Annotated in this window: 12 protein-coding genes; 7 read left to right on the plus strand and 5 right to left on the minus strand. The window is 44.6% G+C overall.

All coding sequences use genetic code 11. From position 1 onward, the window contains the following. The first annotated feature begins 115 nt into the window (after positions 1-115). Entirely contained in the window at positions 116-1384 is a 1269-nt protein-coding gene (gene pepT / locus G9X63_RS00490) for a peptidase T (protein WP_252623222.1), read from the plus strand. Between the two features lie 258 nt (positions 1385-1642). Here the strand turns inward: pepT and guaA are convergent, their stop codons facing one another. Continuing rightward, complete coding sequence (gene guaA, locus G9X63_RS00495) at positions 1643-3166, minus strand: glutamine-hydrolyzing GMP synthase (protein WP_252623225.1); 1524 nt, start codon at positions 3164-3166, stop codon at positions 1643-1645. Positions 3167-3218: 52 nt separating this feature from the next. Continuing rightward, positions 3219-4379, minus strand: a complete 1161-nt coding sequence (locus G9X63_RS00500) for an exo-beta-N-acetylmuramidase NamZ family protein (protein ID WP_252623228.1) — start codon at positions 4377-4379, stop codon at positions 3219-3221. 40 nt (positions 4380-4419) lie between these two features. On the opposite strand from G9X63_RS00500, the gene G9X63_RS00505 reads away from it, so the two are divergent. After that, on the plus strand, positions 4420-5628 hold the full coding sequence (locus tag G9X63_RS00505) for an ABC transporter permease (RefSeq protein ID WP_252623231.1): 1209 nt from the start codon (positions 4420-4422) through the stop codon (positions 5626-5628). Beyond that, entirely contained in the window at positions 5628-7160 is a 1533-nt protein-coding gene (locus tag G9X63_RS00510; RefSeq protein ID WP_252623235.1) for a M61 family metallopeptidase, read from the plus strand. Before G9X63_RS00505 ends, G9X63_RS00510 begins: the two co-directional genes overlap by 1 nt. On the opposite strand, the gene G9X63_RS00515 is transcribed toward G9X63_RS00510, so the two are convergent. Together G9X63_RS00515 and G9X63_RS00520 are read right to left on the minus strand one after the other, a co-directional pair. Next, positions 7157-9430: an NADP-dependent malic enzyme gene (locus G9X63_RS00515; protein WP_252623238.1), complete on the minus strand. Its 2274-nt coding sequence runs from the start codon at positions 9428-9430 to the stop codon at positions 7157-7159. The two genes, G9X63_RS00510 and G9X63_RS00515, sit on opposite strands and share 4 nt — an antisense overlap. A 6-nt stretch (positions 9431-9436) precedes the next feature. Beyond that, on the minus strand, positions 9437-10699 hold the full coding sequence (locus tag G9X63_RS00520) for a cation:dicarboxylate symporter family transporter (RefSeq protein WP_252623241.1): 1263 nt from the start codon (positions 10697-10699) through the stop codon (positions 9437-9439). Positions 10700-10814: 115 nt separating this feature from the next. Here G9X63_RS00520 and trxB point away from each other — a divergent pair, with 115 nt between their 5' ends. Genes trxB through bshB1 form a run of 3 tightly spaced genes read left to right on the plus strand, consistent with a single transcriptional unit; the run spans position 10815 to position 13573 of the window. After that, positions 10815-11753 carry a thioredoxin-disulfide reductase gene (gene trxB / locus G9X63_RS00525; RefSeq protein WP_252623244.1) on the plus strand — a complete coding sequence of 313 codons (939 nt, stop codon included), beginning with the start codon at positions 10815-10817 and terminating at the stop codon, positions 11751-11753. A gap of 9 nt (positions 11754-11762) precedes the next feature. Next, positions 11763-12872: a peptidoglycan DD-metalloendopeptidase family protein gene (locus tag G9X63_RS00530; RefSeq protein ID WP_252623247.1), complete on the plus strand. Its 1110-nt coding sequence runs from the start codon at positions 11763-11765 to the stop codon at positions 12870-12872. 5 nt (positions 12873-12877) lie between these two features. Next, positions 12878-13573: a bacillithiol biosynthesis deacetylase BshB1 gene (bshB1, locus tag G9X63_RS00535; protein ID WP_252623250.1), complete on the plus strand. Its 696-nt coding sequence runs from the start codon at positions 12878-12880 to the stop codon at positions 13571-13573. A 162-nt stretch (positions 13574-13735) separates the two neighbouring features. On the opposite strand, the gene pdxH is transcribed toward bshB1, so the two are convergent. After that, positions 13736-14371, minus strand: coding sequence for a pyridoxamine 5'-phosphate oxidase (gene pdxH / locus G9X63_RS00540; protein ID WP_252623254.1), 636 nt, complete (start codon positions 14369-14371; stop codon positions 13736-13738). Between the two features lie 62 nt (positions 14372-14433). Between pdxH and polA the strand changes: the two genes are divergently transcribed. Then, positions 14434-17256 carry a DNA polymerase I gene (polA, locus tag G9X63_RS00545; protein WP_252623257.1) on the plus strand — a complete coding sequence of 941 codons (2823 nt, stop codon included), beginning with the start codon at positions 14434-14436 and terminating at the stop codon, positions 17254-17256. Positions 17257-17351 lie beyond the last annotated feature (95 nt).

Here is a 17351-nt window from a genome sequence, read left to right on the forward strand (position 1 = left end):
CAAGGCACTAAGATAATACGTAATTCTGAAAGGTGTATTACCTTTATAATTCCAAGAGAAATAAATTTAATAAAGACAATTTTTTCTTCTAATATTTCAATATAAATCTATTTTTATGCCGCAGCTCTCGGAATTGATTCAAAAATACGCCTTCACATCGAAAGATCGTTTTCTTGACTATGTCCAAATAGACACCCAATCCGACCCCCACTCGAGCAGCAGTCCCACGACAGAAAAACAAAAAAATCTAGGAAAGGTTTTGATTCAGGAGCTTCATTCCCTCGGAATTTCCAATGCCCACCTAGATGAATTTGGTTATGTCTATGCGCACATCGCCTCCAATGTAGCTCACGAAGTTCCCGGCCTTTGTTTTTGTGCTCACATGGATACCTCTCCGGATTGTTCTGGTGAAAATGTTAAACCCATAGTTCACCCCTATTACCACGGACAAGATTTGGTTTTACCAGACGACCCAACCGTTATTATCCGGCTAAGTGAACATCCTGATTTAGCGGAACAAATCGGCAATGATATCATCACGGCCAGCGGAACGACGCTTTTAGGGGCAGATAATAAAGCAGGAGTCGCTGAGATTATGGACGTCGCGGCCTTTTATGCTACACATCCTGAAGTTCCTCATGGACCCATTACGATTCTTTTCACGCCGGACGAGGAAGTCGGCCGCGGTACCGATCACGTGGATATGGAAAAGATTAATGCCCAATACGGCTACACCTTAGATGGAGAAAAGCGAGGACATTTAGAGAATGAGACTTTCTCCGCGGATGGATTTGTCGTGAAAATACAAGGTATTTCCCAGCATCCAGGTTTTGCCAAAGGCCGTATGGAAAGTGCCCTTAAAATTGCCGCAGAAATCGTCAATACCCTACCCAAAGATCGCCTAAGCCCTGAAACCACCGAAGGAAAAGAAGGCTTCATCCACCCCACTGACATCTACGGAAGTGTAGAAGAAGCGACGATTGAATTCATCATCCGTGATTTTGACACCGAAAAACTGCGCGAATACGGCTTCATCATTCAACAGATATCAGAAATGGTCTTGCGCAAATACCCTAATTCTACTGCTACCTATACCCAAACAGAGCAATACCGCAACATGAACGAGATCCTCGTAGATCACCCAGAATGTATTGATCTAGCCATGGAAGCGATGCGCCTAGCTGGCCTAAAAGCCGAAACGACAAGCATTCGCGGCGGAACCGACGGCTCCCGATTAACCTTTATGGGTTTACCTTGCCCTAATATATTCGCAGGGGAACACGCCTTCCACAGCAAACAAGAATGGGTTTCGGTGCAGGATATGCAGAAAGCGACGGAGACGGTGCTTTATCTCGTTAGTTTGTTCGTGGAGCGTTCGAAATGAGAGTAGAGATTATAGAGTAGAGATTATAGAGTAGAGATATGGAATCGCCTTTGGCGATGAATTCAGAAATGTTTTTGATTACACGCACAAAAAAAGGATCTACTTAGATCCTTTTTTTGTATTTATCTCTTCTCTTTACTCTATAATCTCTACTCTAAAGATATTGCGCAGCACATTTTCGAACCATTTTCAGAAATAAATTTAGATTTCAATTCAAAAAATCATTGCGCAGCACGATTTTAGAATTGAAAACTAAATTTATTCCCACTCAATCGTAGCCGGCGGCTTACTCGAAATATCATATACCACGCGATTCACGCCTTTCACCTTATTGATAATCTCATTCGAAATACGACCTAAGAATTCGTAAGGTAAGTGGCACCAGTCGGCGGTCATTCCATCCACACTGGAAACGGCACGTAAAGCCACCACTTGCTCATACGTACGCTCATCCCCCATGACACCCACGGATTGGATAGGTAAAAGGATCGCGCCTGCTTGCCAAACTTGGTCATACAAACCATCCTCCTTCAAACCATTGATGAAAATGGCATCCACTTTTTGTAAGATGTCTACTTTCGCTGGAGTAATATCACCTAGAATACGGATACCTAAACCTGGTCCAGGGAAAGGGTGGCGGCCTAAAATGTCTTTAGGCACACCTAGGGTTTTACCCACTAAACGTACCTCATCTTTGAATAAGGCATCTAATGGCTCTACCACTTTCAACTTCATGAAATCGGGTAAGCCGCCCACGTTGTGGTGCGATTTGATGGTTGCGCTTGGTCCTTTAAGGGAAACGGATTCGATTTTATCTGGGTAAATCGTGCCTTGGCCTAACCAAGAAACACCCTCTATTAAATGGGCCTCCTCGTCGAATACCTCGATAAAGGTCTTCCCGATAGCTTTGCGCTTGTCTTCTGGATCTGTTAAGCCTTTAAGGGCGTCGTAGAAGCGTTGTTTGGAGTTCACTCCTTTCACGTTTAGGCCTAGCGTTTCGTAGGATGCCAAAACTTGTTCGAATTCATCCTTGCGCAACAAACCATTGTCTACGAAGATGCAATACAGGTTTTTACCGATCGCGCGGTGTAATAATACCGCAGCCACTGAGCTATCTACCCCGCCAGAAAGACCTAGAACGACTTTGTCATTCCCTAATTTGGCCTGTAACTCTGAAACGGTTCTATCTACGAAAGAATCCGATGTCCACGTCTGAGCGCAGCCACAAATTCCTACGATAAAATTCTTGATTAAAATGCTTCCCTCCGTCGAGTGCGTCACTTCTGGGTGGAATTGAATACCGAAAATAGGCTTCGAAACGTGTGCAAATGCCGCTACACGTACTGTCTCCGTTGAACCAATTAATTCATATTCAGACGGCAATTCCATAATCGTATCGCCATGTGACATCCACACCTGACCTGTAGCCGATAAGCCATTCAATAATGGACTCTCTTTTACACTCGTCATGTGCGCACGACCATATTCGCGGTGACCTGATGCTTGAACGGAGCCTCCGCCTTGGTGCGCTAATAATTGAGCTCCATAGCAAATACCTAAAATGGGCAAAGAACCAAACAGACTTAAATCTACGCGAGGAGAATCTTCATCTCTCACCGAACAAGGGCTACCTGAAAGGATAATCCCTTTCACCGATTCGTCGATTTCTGGAATGTGATTAAAAGGATGTATTTCGCAATAGACTTGCGCTTCTCTGATGCGACGCGCAATTAATTGGGTCACCTGAGAACCGAAATCAAGTATAAGGATCTTTTCCGCCATGTTTGTTTTTGCTTAAAAATAAACGGCAAATGTCGGAATTTTTTGCCTAATTCTAACGATAAAGCAGGTAATTTTGGCGCATTTTTCGGTATTGCACTAATCCTGGCTCCCAAGAATCCCGAATATCCTTCTCCGATTTACCTGCAATGATCGCTAAACGCAATTGATCCGTACCAGCCAGCTTATCAAAGAAAGACGGCGACGTAAAGAATTTCTCCCCTAAACCCGATTTGCTGTAGAAATACAAGAGGTATTTCAGACTGAAGCCTAAATTTCGAGCCCGCAAGTTAGACAGGTTATATCCGTAACACTTCTGATCTTTCAAGGGAGGATCCATCGCACCTGGCTTTGGTACCGGCGTAAAGGTATAATCTCCTAGGCCGGCGATATTCGTTCCGACTACCTGAAACTGTAAATCGGTTCCTCTTCCGATGCTCACATTTGTTCCTTCGAACAAACAAAGCGATGGATACAAGGCTATGGATTGGTCATTGGGCAAATTAGGCGAGGGAGCAATGGCCACGTGAACTGGAGATGCGTGAGTATAATTCGCGACAGGAATGACATTCAGGGAGGCTTTGACACGATTCACTAACCAACCTTCCCCATTAATCATGCGCGCTAATTCTCCTAAGGTACAGCCGTGCACGACCGGAATCGGATTCAAACCCACGAAAGAGGCCTGCGCCTTTTCGAGTACGGGTCCATCGACATAATGCCCATTCGGGTTCGGACGATCTAAAACCGTCAAAGGCACCTTATTCTCCGCACAAGCCTCTAAGACATAATGCAAAGTGGACGAATAAGTATAGAAACGCGCACCTACGTCTTGAATATCAAACAAAACAACATCAATCCCTTGCAAATCCTCCGCAGTAGGTTTCTTATGTTTACCATACAAAGAAATAAGAGCAAGACCCGTTTTGCGATCGACCTCATTATCAATGTGTGCACCAGCATCTGCCGTACCTCTAAAACCGTGTTCTGGAGCAAAAATCTTCTTCACTGATACGCCTAGTGACAATAAAGTATCGGCTAAATGCGTCTTCCCTACCACGGAGGTATGATTAACGACTAAGGCAACTTGTTTTCCTTTTAGGGCTGGCAAGTAAGCGTGGAATTGTGCGGCACCTGGAATGAGCGTTTTTTGACCCAATCCGGTAAATGCCCAAAGGCAGAACATTAAAACAATACTATTTGATTTACGCCCCATTCGTGTTTTCTTTGCGGTTCAGAATTGAAAATCAAATCTAATGAATTTCCCTCTTTTTGTCGCTAGGCGTATTCGGAAAACTCAGGACACCTCCTTTTCTAAGACGGTGACCTATGTGGGTATCGGGACGGTGGCAGTGGGAACGGCGATTATCTTGGTAGCGTTTGCGATTCTTTTTGGTTTTAAGACGACTATTCAGGACAAATTAACCAGCTTTTCTGGAGATGCGCGCATTTCTCAGATATCGGGTAATCGTTCATTAGCTGAAAGTCCTTTGACACGTAACCAAGCATGGGAAGCTAAAACGCTCCTACGTCCAGAAGTAGATCATATTCAAGCCCACGTGCAGAGACCTGGGATTTTAGTAGGAAAAGAAGGATTAGCCGGAATTGTCGTAAAGGGTATAGGAAAAGATCTTCCGACGAAGCAATTACAGAAGAATATCATTAGCGGCTCTAATAGCCTGAATGGTCCACAGGAGGTGATTGTAAGTGAGGCTTTGGCCAAACAATTAAAGGTCAAAACCAACGGTTCGCTGATTCTCTATTTCCTCAGCGCTCCCGAGAGACCGCGTAAAGTGAAAGTCGCCGGCATCTATGAGACGGGACTGGAGGAATTGGATAAAATATTTGTCCTAGCTGATCGGGATTGGGTTCAAAAGATGAATGGTTGGACAGCTGACTCACTAGGCACTTATGAGGTCTTCTTTAAAAGCAAAGAGAATCTAGAAGCAAAAACAAATGCGCTGGCTAAAACCATGCCGCCTGAATGGCGCATACAACCAGTGACAGAGATCTACCCTGCACTTTTTGACTGGATGACGATGCTCGACCGTAATATTGTTATCTTCATTAGCCTCCTCTTCGTAGTGGCCTGCTTTAATCTGATCGCTACGCTTTGGGTTTTAATCATGGAACGTGTTCCCATGGTAGGACTCTTAAAATCTATGGGCGCCTCCGCAGCTCAGATCCGTCGTATTTTCTGGAGGAATGGTCTATTTATTTTGGTACGCGGCTTGCTCATCGGAAATGGTATTGCCTTTTCGTTCTGCTATTTGCAGTCGAGCTACCACCTGATCCCCTTGGATCCGGAAAGTTATTATATGAGCAGTGTGCCCATTGAATGGGACCTAGCCACTTGGGGAATCGTCAATGCGCTGACGATTGTGTTAGTAAGTTTCATGATGTCCATCCCTACCCTGTTGATTACTAAAATACAGCCCACCGAGGCACTGAACTTCAAGAATTAATGTTTAAAAAACTCCTGTCCCTCTTGTGTTTTGTTTATGGAGTCAATGCACAAGACAGCCTCCGCTATTCGATTGACCTGAATCGCTTGGAAAATGATCGCTTACTTGTAGAGGTGAAATTGCCACAAGGCGTTAAGGAGTTTTGTTTCCCCAAAATGGTTCCAGGCACCTACGCCATCTATAATTTTGGGCGCTACGTGAGCAATTTACAAGCCTTCGATGCCTCAGGAAAAGTAATTTCAGTCGTTCGCAAAGACACGAATACCTTCTCCTTTAAAAATGCCTCCTCACTTAGCTACGAAGTGGATGACACCTGGGATAGCCCAGAGATCAAGGGGACCTATATTTTTGAACCTGCAGGCACGAATTTCCAGGCAGATACCCTGTTTGCTTTAAATACCCATGCTTTATTAGGCTATGCAAAAGGGTACGAGCAATTGCCTGTCTCCTTACAGTTGAAAACTCCGCCCCGTTTAATCCCCTCTTCCTCTTTAATCGCAAAAGACGGCAAATACGTTGCCTCTTCTTATCAAAAATTAACGGATGCTCCCATCTTAGTAGCAGCCGCCGATACCGTGCACCTTCACCTCGGTAATACAGACATTCTCATTGCTGTCTACTCTCCTTCTCACAAAATCAAAGCCTCCGAAATCGCTACGCAATTAAAGCCCTTACTGAGGGCTCAATTAAATTACTTGGGTGGACGTTTTCCAGTTAATAACTATGCCTTTTTACTGGTGATGTCAGCCCATCTAAAGAATGGAAGTTATGGAGCGCTAGAACATGCACAGTCTTCTTTTTATTATTTACCGGAAGATTCCATTTCCGTCATGGGTCCTATCATTCGCGATGTAAGTGCGCATGAGTTCTTCCACATACAGACTCCCTTGAACTTACATTCAGATGAAATTGGTCATTTTGATTTCCAAAACCCCCAGATGTCGAAGCATCTTTGGCTATATGAAGGATTGACGGAATACGCTGCGCAGCATATGCAGTTACAAGGCGGATTAATTACGCTACCGGCGTTTTTAGAGCGAATGACGGAAAAATACCGAACGAGTAATTTTAACTTTGATAACTCGATTCCCTTTACGAAAATGAGTAAAGGAGTCTTGTCTAAGTACAAAGAAGAATATGGGAATGTATACCAAAAAGGAGCCTTGATTGGCCTTTGCCTTGATTTATACCTTCGGAGTGAAACAGAAGGACGCTATGGAACTCAACAGCTTATCCGTGATTTGTCTGCCCGCTTTGGTCCAGAAAAATCCTTCGCTGATCAAGCATTATTCGACTTGATACTCGAAACGACTCAGGTAAAAGGGGTGGAGAAATTCTTACGCAAGTATGTTAGTGGAAATGAAGAATTGCCCCTAGCCAGCTTATTATCTAAAGTCGGATGTGAATTACGCAGTACGGATGACAAAAAAGACAAAATCGCCTTTTTAGCGGCAATGAAAAACGAATTAAAGGAAATGAAAAACCCAAGCCCAGCCCAATTACAGTTGAGACAGGCTTGGATCCACCATTAAATACTTTGCGCTTCCACCACCGCAATCGCCACCATATTCACGATTTCGCGAACGGAGGCGCCTAATTGCAATACGTGTACCGGTTTACGAAGACCTAACAAGATAGGCCCGATATATTCGATATCAGCTGCTTCTTTTAACAAGTTATAGGCAATATTAGCGGACGACAGACTTGGGAAAATTAACGTATTGGCCGTATCGTTGCCTAGCGTAGCAAAGGGATAGTTCTGCTGTCTCAGTTCCTTGTCAAAGGCTAAGTGTGCCTGCATCTCCCCTTCGATTACCCAATCAGGATGCTTCTCTTTTAGGATAGCCGTGGCTGCGCGCATTTTTAGGGCATCGTCCCCATCAGCTGAACCAAAGTTCGAGTAAGATAGCATCGCCATCTTTGGCTTTAAATTAAAACGTTCTACTGCCTCTGAAGTCAATTCCGTAATCTCGACGATATCTGCAATGGATGGCTGGAAATTGATCGTGGTATCTGAGAAAAATAAAGGTCCCTGCTTACTTAACAACAAGTACATACCGGCCACTTTATTCACCCCGGGCTTCTTACCGATGATCTGCAACGCAGGACGAATAGCGTCTGGGTAGTTTTTGGTCAAACCAGAAATAACCCCATCAGCTCGATTCGTTTCTAACATCATCGCCGCAAAGTAATTACTCTTGCGCACCTGCTTTTCTGCCTCCCACTTCGTGAAACCACGGCGCTTCCGCTTCTCATAGAATAATTCCGCAAATTCGGCTAACAGCGCTGCATTATCCGGGTGTTTGAAGTCGAATATTTCGATATCCCCTAAGTCAATGTGGTGCTCTTCGCAGATCGCATCGATATTCGCTTTGCGCCCTAATAGAATCGGCTTAGCGATTCCTTCGTCTAATACCTCACGAACGGCCTTCAATACTTTCAAGTTCTCCGCCTCAGCGAAAACAATCCGTTTCGGATTCGACTTCGCACGCTTCAAGATGAACTTCATTACCTGGTTATCTAAGCCTAATCGTTTCGCTAGTTGATTCTCATAGACATCCCAGTTTTTGATCGGCTTTGTAGCAACGCCGGATTCCATGGCCGCTTTTGCCACAGCCATCGAGATCGTCGTGATTAAACGCGGATCGACTGGTTTAGGAATTATGTATTCTGGGCCAAAGCTTAACGATTTCTCATTATAGGCCAAATTCACAATATCAGGCACCGGTTTCTTCGCTAGGCAGGCCAAAGCCTTTGCCGCCGCCAATTTCATCTCATCATTAATCTCCGAGGCACGTACGTCCAAGGCTCCTCTAAAGATGAAAGGAAAGCCTAAGACGTTATTCACTTGGTTAGGGAAGTCAGAACGTCCCGTCGCCATGATCAAATCCTCTCTCACCGCTTTGGCCTCTTCGTATCCAATCTCCGGTGTAGGATTCGCCATCGCAAACACAATGGGATTTGCAGCCATGGTCGCCACCATTTCCGGTTTCAAGATTCCTCCTACCGATAAACCTAAGAACACATCCGCTCCCTTCATTGCCTCGGCCATAGAGGTATTTCTACCTGCCTTACCCGCTAATGGGGCTAAATAACGATTCAAATCCGGACGATCTTCGGATACTAATCCGTCCTTATCGAAGATATAGAAGTTCTCGATGCGCGCACCAAGCTTTAAATATAATTTCACGCAGGAAATAGCCGCAGCCCCCGCACCTGAAATTACAAACCTTGTCTCCTCGATTTTTTTATCTACGATCTCCAATGCATTTAACAGCGCCGCAGACGAAATAATCGCTGTCCCATGCTGATCGTCGTGCATGATGGGAATCTTCAAGCGAGCTTTTAATTTCTCTTCAATTTCGAAGCATTCCGGGGATTTGATATCCTCGAGATTAATCCCGCCAAAAGTCGGTTCTAAACGAGCCACCGTATCCACAAATTCATCTGGATCCGTCACGGCTAATTCAATGTCAAATACATCGATATCAGAGAAAACTTTGAAAAGAACACCTTTCCCCTCCATCACGGGCTTACTAGCCTCTGGGCCTATATTACCTAAACCTAAAACGGCAGTACCGTTTGAGATAACGCCTACTAGGTTCCCTTTGGCCGTATAATCGTAGACTTTCTCTACATTTTCTGCAATTTCTAAACAAGGCTCAGCCACACCCGGCGAATACGCTAAGGACAAATCGCGCTGAGTCGCTGTCGATTTCGTCGGTTTTACTTCAATTTTTCCAGGTTTCCCTCCTGCGTGATACTCAAGCGCATCTTGTCTTAAAATGGATGAAATAGACATATATGATTAATTTGTTGATTGTTCTTTTTCAAATTCTCCCTCGTGCTTCGCTATCCAAACCGTCGCCACTCCATTCCCAATAAAATTTGTAATCGCTCTCGCCTCTGACATAAAGCGATCCACTCCTAATAATAAAGCAAGACCTTCCACTGGGATCACTTGCAGGGCACTTAAGGTGGATGCCAAAACGACGAAACCACTGCCTGTCACGCCGGCGGCTCCTTTAGAGGTCACCATCAAAATGCCCACAATGGTCAGCATCTGTTCCCAAGACAAATGTACGCCATAAACCTGGGCTAAAAACAAGGTGGCCATCGATAAATAAATACTTGTCCCATCGAGATTAAACGAATAACCCGCCGGAACTACCAGGCCTACCACGGACTTCGAACAGCCCATTTTCTCCAATTTATGCATCAAAGAAGGTAAGGCAGCCTCAGAAGAGGATGTGCCTAAAACCACTAACAGTTCGTGTTTGATATAGCCCAAAAACGCCCAAATCCGCTCTCCACAGTTACGCATGATCAAACCTAAGACCACAAAAACAAAAATCGCCATCGTCACATAGACCGTCAGCATAAGTTTTGCTAAAGGAATTAAAGAATGAATTCCAAACTTCCCTATCGTAAAGGCCATCCCGCCCAGCGCACCCAATGGCGCTAAATACATCACTAACTTCAAGCCTTTAAACACCCAATGCGAGGCTTGTTGAATCCCCGCAATCATCTTCGCCTTCCCTCTCACGTAATTCAAAAAGATTCCGAAGAAAATAGAAAAACCCAAAACCTGTACTGTGAAATTCTCCTTCAAAAAACCCATCCAAGAGAATCCTGCTGCTTTCTGCGTGTATTTGGAAATATCCCCTCCTGCAATATCTTCTCTGATAACCCCTATTCCTGGCTCTATAAACGTAGAAACGGCTAAGCCGATAAAAAGGGCAATCGTAGTCACCACCTCAAAATAGAGTAAGGCCTTACCGCCCACACGACCCACCTTTTTCAGGTTTCCCATATTCACGATCCCTAAAGAAATCGTCAAAAAGATGATAGGGTTGATAAAAAGCTTCACTAAACTGATAAAGACACCACTGAAAACTTCGCTCAGCGTAGGTCCAAAACTCAAATCAGCTCCCAATAAATTATAGCTAAACTTCGATTCGATCACCTTGAACAAGGCTAAATCAGGTGTAAAGTGTCCCACGAAAACCCCTAAAAGAATGGACAATAAAACCCAAAAAGTCAGGTTCTGGAAAATATTTAGTTGCTTCATTCGTTTAGCTTCGGTTGACAAACAAATGTAAGAATTATTAAGAAAAATCACCGCTTGTGTTTCTGCCTATATTTCCCGAATTTTGTAGGCTCATTCCCTTTCGATAAAAATACAGATGTCAGAAAAAATCAAATGCCTAATTATCGGTTCTGGCCCAGCCGGATATACCGCTGCTATTTATGCCTCACGTGCTGGTTTACATCCAGTGATGTACCAAGGTGGACAACCCGGAGGACAATTAACGACTACTACAGAAGTTGATAATTTCCCTGGCTACCCGAATGGTATTGATGGCCCGGCAATGATGAGCGATTTAGAGAATCAGGCGAAGCGTTTTGGTACAGATGTCCGTTACGGAATGGCGACTAAGGTAGATTTCACTAGCTCTCCTAAGAAAGTTTGGATTGATGAATCGATAGAAATCGAAGCGGATGCTGTCATTATCGCGACTGGTGCTAGTGCGAAATGGTTAGGATTAGAAGGAGAAACGAAATTTAATGGCTTGGGTGTCTCTGCGTGTGCCGTATGTGATGGTTTCTTCTACCGTAACCAAACAGTAGCCGTTGTAGGTGCAGGAGATACAGCCGCAGAAGAGGCTAGCTATTTAGCGAATTTGTGCACCAAAGTTCACTTAATCGTACGTCGTGGCGAAATGCGTGCTTCCTTGATTATGCAAGAGCGCGTGAAGAATAATCCTAAGATTGAAATTCACTGGAACTCAGAAACAGAAGAAATTTTAGGCGATGCAAACGGGGTAACCGGCATTCGCATCGTGAATAATGTAACTAAAGCGACTGAAGAAATTGCCTTAACTGGTTTCTTCGTTGCGATTGGACACCAGCCTAATACGTCTATTTTCAAAGGACAATTAGAGATGGATGCCCAAGAGTATTTACTCACAGAAAAAGGGAGTGCTCGTACGAATATCGAAGGCGTTTTCGCTTGCGGTGACGTACAAGACACGATTTATCGCCAAGCGATTACGGCTGCAGGTAGCGGTTGTATGGCGGCATTGGACGCGGAACGTTGGTTAGCCGCGAACAACTTACATTAATTTAGACTTATGAGGTTAATTACCTATGTTTTTGGATGTATTCTGCTGCTATCGGGCTTTGGTCTGAAGGCACAAGAGCGGAATTTATTCAAGAAAAAAACAGAAATCGAAGTCAAATCCAATTCCCAGCTTTTCCAAGAAAAGAACAAGAAGAAGGATGAACTAGATGAACTTCCCCCTTTGCAATTCAGAAATGAGACGGAATCCGTAGGGGTTACCGCAGGCTCTGAATTACAGGAACGCAAGTTCGAGCCCATTAAAATGGTCAATGCGAGTATCAGTAATTTTGATACCACGTCCATCGACGAAGGCGAGAATCTGATCGTAGAGATCGAAGAAGAGGCTGCACCAGAAGGTACAGAGGATTTTGTGTCAGTGGCGTCTTATTTCGCGATTTGGGATACAAAAATTATTGATCCCTATGATATAGATGCTAAAGAATTTGACGAGCCTGTCGACATCGAATTATACAATACGGCGGCTGGACGTAATTGGGCAGCACCCTTAGAAGTTGTTAAGCAAACCAGTCCATTTGGACCACGCTGGGGACGTTTACACGCTGGTGTGGATTTAGACTTAGAGACGGGTTATCCCGTCTTCTCCGTATTTGATGGCATTGTCCGCGTCAGTCATTACGACCGTTCAGGTTATGGAAATTATGTATTAGTCCGACATTATAATGGATTCGAGACATTGTACGCTCACCTAGCCTCTCCTGGTGCAGAACCAGGAACGCTTGTAAAAGCAGGGGATCAGATAGGCGTAGGAGGTAGTACCGGACGAAGTACTGGTTCACACTTGCACTTTGAGACGCGTTATGAGGGCAATCCGATGAACCCGAAGAACGTTTATAACTTCAGTCCATTCGAACCCGTTTCTGATCACATTATTTTAACGGCTCGCTCTTTTGACATTCGCTCCCTATCGTTGAAAAACGAATACGGTGCTGTAGGAGATAAAGTACGTTCGAGAACAAAGGCCTGGACCAAAGTTCGTCAAGGTGACACCCTAGGTGCCATCGCTAGACGTACCGGTGTATCGATCGCTAAATTGAAGAAGTTAAATGGAATGAAGAGCTCATCGGTTATCCGAGCTGGGCGCCGAATTCGCATCCATTAATCGCCATGAAATTAGATATCCTCGTGATGGCCGCACATCCAGATGACGCTGAATTAAGCTGCGCTGGAACCATCATTTCGCACATTACTGCCGGCAAAAAAGTAGGAATCGTGGATTTCACCCGCGGTGAATTAGGTACGCGAGGAACACCCGAAATACGTTTGCAAGAATCCACAGATGCTACTCAAATCTTAGGTATTCATGCCCGAGAAAATCTAGGTATCCGAGATGGCTTCTTTAGAAACGATGAAGAAACCCAGTTAAAACTTATCGAAATCATCCGTAAATACCAACCAGAAGTGGTACTTGCAAATGCCTTAGAGGATCGTCATCCAGACCACGGAAAAGGGGCACAATTAGCGATTGATGCCTGTTTCTTATCTGGACTTCGCCAAATCAAAACCGGCGACCTTCCTGCCTGGAGACCCAAACAAGTCTACCACTATATTCAAGATCGTTATTTAGAGCCAGATTTCGTGATTGATATCACCGCTCATTGGGATCAAAAAGAAGCCGCGATTCGCGCTTTCAAGAGTCAATTCTTTGATCCTACTTCAGCTGAGCCCGCTTCGTATATCTCTAGCCCAGACTTCTTACACTTCATCCAAGCGCGAGCGATGGAAATGGGCCACAAGATTGGGGTGAAGTATGGTGAAGGGTTTCAGAGTCAGAAGACGTTGGAGAAGACGATATTAGAGTAGAGATTATAGAGTAGAGAGTAGAGATAATTTAGTCCGGAGTAAATGAGTCCGATTAAACATCCACCATTTACCATTCACCATTTACCATTATCTATACTCTTCTATCTATACTCTATACTCTCCTATCTATCTATACTCTCTAAAAGCGTCTATAGCCGCTTTTTAAGGCGCTACCCGATAACACACCCACTCCCCTTTTTCCCGTGCATCATACACCACGCGGTCATGCAAACGGGATGGTCTGCCCTGCCAAAATTCAAAATAATCTGGCACTAATCTGTATCCACCCCAATGATCTGGTTTAGGAATTGTTTTGCCTTCGTATTCAGCCGCTAATTCAGCATAGCGTTTTTCTAAAACTTCACGGGAATCTACGCGGGCACTTTGTTCTGATACCCAAGCGCCTAATTGCGATTCGCGCGGACGGGAATGGAAATACGCGGTGGATAATTCAACAGAGAGTTTTTCGACGTGGCCTTCGATGCGGATTTGGCGTTCTAACTCGCCCCAAAAAAAGGTAATCGAAGCTTGCGAGGTAAAGGCTAATTCTTGGCCTTTACGGGATTCGTAATTTGTGAAAAAGCTAAATCCATGATCGACCGTTTTCAATAAAACGATGCGACCAGATGGACGGCCTGTAGCACTTAGTGTGCTTAAGAACATGGCGTTAGGCTCAGGAACCTCTGCAGATTGTGCTTCTTTAAACCAAGTTGCAAATTGAGCAAAAGGATCGGGATGTACGTGTTGTTCGTGCAATTCTCCTTTTTGGTAGTTTAGGCGCAGGTCAGCTAAGTTCATAAGTCGTTGATATTTGTTATCTTTACAAAGGCAATCTCTATCCCCAAATATAGCTGAATTACATGAAAAAATTATTCCTTTTTGACGCGATGGCTTTGATTTATCGCGCGCATTTTGCTTTTGCTAAAACACCTCGCATTTCATCGAAGGGAATTAATACTTCCGCCGTTTTTGGCTTTGCAAATACGATTCTAGAGGTTATTAACAAGGAAAAACCAGACTACTTAGGGGTTGCTTTTGACACACCTAAACCTACCTTTCGTCATATCGAATACACTCCCTACAAGGCGCAGCGCCAGGAACAGCCGGAGGATATTACGATTGCCATTCCCTATGTGAAGAGATTAGTAGAAGCAATGGATATTCCAATGCTTATTTTAGATGGCTACGAGGCGGATGACGTGATTGGGACCATTGCGAAGAAAGCGGTGCGGGCGAATCCGGATATTGAAGTTTATATGATGACTCCAGATAAGGATTACGGGCAATTAGTGGAGGAGCGAATTAAGATGTATAAACCAGCCTTTATGGGCAAGGGTGTAGAGGTTTTAGGGCCAAAGGAGGTCTGCCAAAGGTGGAACATCGCTAATGTCGACCAAGTGATCGATATGCTGGGTTTGATGGGTGATGCGGTGGATAATATTCCAGGCATTCCAGGGGTGGGTGAAAAGACGGCCCAAAAGCTCATCGAGCAATTTGGCTCTTTAGAAAACTTACTAGATAATACCGATCAATTGAAAGGCAAATTGCAAGAAAACTTGATCAATTTCCGCGAACAAGGGATTTTGTCAAAGCATTTGGCCCGTATTATGCTCGAAGTACCTGTCGAATACGAAGAGGAAAAATTAAAAGCAACGCCTCCTAACCGCGCGCTGTTAGAGCCTTTGTTAGAAGAATTAGAATTCAGAACGTTGCGTAAGCGAATTTTGGGTGAAGACGAACCAGTTGTGGCGAAGGTGAAAGCCTCGCCTAAAGTGGATGCGAACCAGATGGATATGTTTGGATCACCGGCTCCTTCCACCGCTACAACTCCTGATACCGAGGAAGAAGAGGTTAGCACAACCAGCTATTCCAATCTCAGTAATACTGCGCACCAATACCATTTAGTGCAAGGCGAGAACGCGATTAAGTCCTTGATTAGCTTTTTGGATCGCCAGGATTCCTTCTGTTTTGATACGGAGACGACGAGTTTGGTGGCCATCGAAGCGGCCTTAGTGGGGATGTCCTTCTCCTACCGCAAGGGCGAGGCCTTTTATGTGCCATTCCCAGAAGATCCGGAGGCTTGCCAGGCGCAGGCTGATTTATTTAAGGCTATTTTTGCCAAAGAATCGACCATCAAAATCGCCCAGAATATCAAATATGATATGAGCGTTTTGCGTAATTATGGCATCGAAATCAAAGGTGCCACTTACGACACGATGCTTGCGCATTACTTGATCGAACCAGAGAAACGCCACGGGATGGACGCTTTGGCCCTCGCCTATTTAAGCTACGAACCGATGTCCATCGAAAATTTGATTGGCAAAAAAGGCGCCAAACAAGGCAATATGCGTGAGGTGGAGTTAAACTTGATCAAAGAATATGCGGCAGAAGATGCAGACATAACCTTGCAATTAAAGCCATTCCTGGACAAACAATTAACGACGAATCCGAAAGCCGTTCAGTTACTTCACGAGGTAGAAATGCCGCTAGCGCGCGTTTTGTCTACTATTGAGTGTGAAGGAGTTAACCTCGATGTACCTTTCCTTCAGGAAATGTCAAAGACGTTGGAAGCGGATTCCAAAGCTGTACAAGAGAAAATATTCGCCACCGCTGGCCAAGAATTCAACATCGCCTCCCCTAAGCAATTAGGTGAGATTTTGTTTGAAAAACTGAAGCTAGATCCTAAGGCGAAAAAGACCAAAACCGGGCAATACATGACGGGCGAAGAGGTCTTATCTAAATTAGAAGCGGAACATGAAATTGCCTCTTTAATTCTCGACTTCCGCGAATTACAGAAATTGAAATCAACCTATGTGGATGCCCTACCGGCTCTTATTTCGCCCAAAACAGGCCGCATCCACACGTCCTTCATGCAAGCAGTTACCGCAACTGGTCGACTGTCTTCGAAGGATCCAAACTTACAAAACATCCCGATCCGTACCGTACGTGGTCGTGAGATCCGCAAGGCCTTCATCCCACGCGATGAAAACCACCTGATTTTATCCGCCGATTATTCCCAAATCGAATTGCGCATCATGGCAGCCTTCTCCAAGGACGAATCGATGCTTGATGCGTTCAACAACGGCCTTGACGTACACAAAGCAACCGCTGCGAAAGTGTTCCACGTACCTTTAGAAGAAGTTACTTCGGACATGCGTCGCAAGGCGAAGACGGTGAACTTTGGGATTATTTACGGCGTTTCGGCCTTTGGACTAGCGGCACAATTAGCCATTTCCCGCACAGAAGCAAAGGAAATTATCGATCAATACTTCGTTGAATTCCCTAAGGTGAAGACCTTTATGGACCAAAGCATCGCCGACGCCCGTGAAAATGGCTACGTTGAAACTGTTTTGGGTCGCCGTCGCTACCTACGCGATATCTTATCAGCTAATATGAATGAGCGTGGTTTTGCAGAACGCAATGCCATCAACGCCCCTATCCAGGGTTCTGCGGCTGATATGATCAAAGTGGCGATGATTCAAATCCAGGATTTCCTCGAAAGAGAAAACCTGAAATCGAAAATGATTTTAACCGTGCATGATGAACTTGTGTTCGACGCACACAAAGACGAAGTCGACTACCTTAAAACCCAAATCAATAAGATTATGTGCGAAGCGATGGATTTAGGTGTCGCGATGGAAACGGGAATTGGCGTGGGAGAAAATTGGCTAGAAGCGCATTAAAAATCAGCGGAGCTGATTTTTCAAAGATCAAAGACCAAAGTTCAAAGACCAAAGTTCAAAGTTAAATAATTGACTAAGTCACGAAGTGACGACTA

Source organism: Aquirufa antheringensis, from assembly GCF_023921165.1.
Taxonomy (GTDB): Bacteria; Bacteroidota; Bacteroidia; order Cytophagales; family Spirosomataceae; genus Aquirufa; species Aquirufa antheringensis.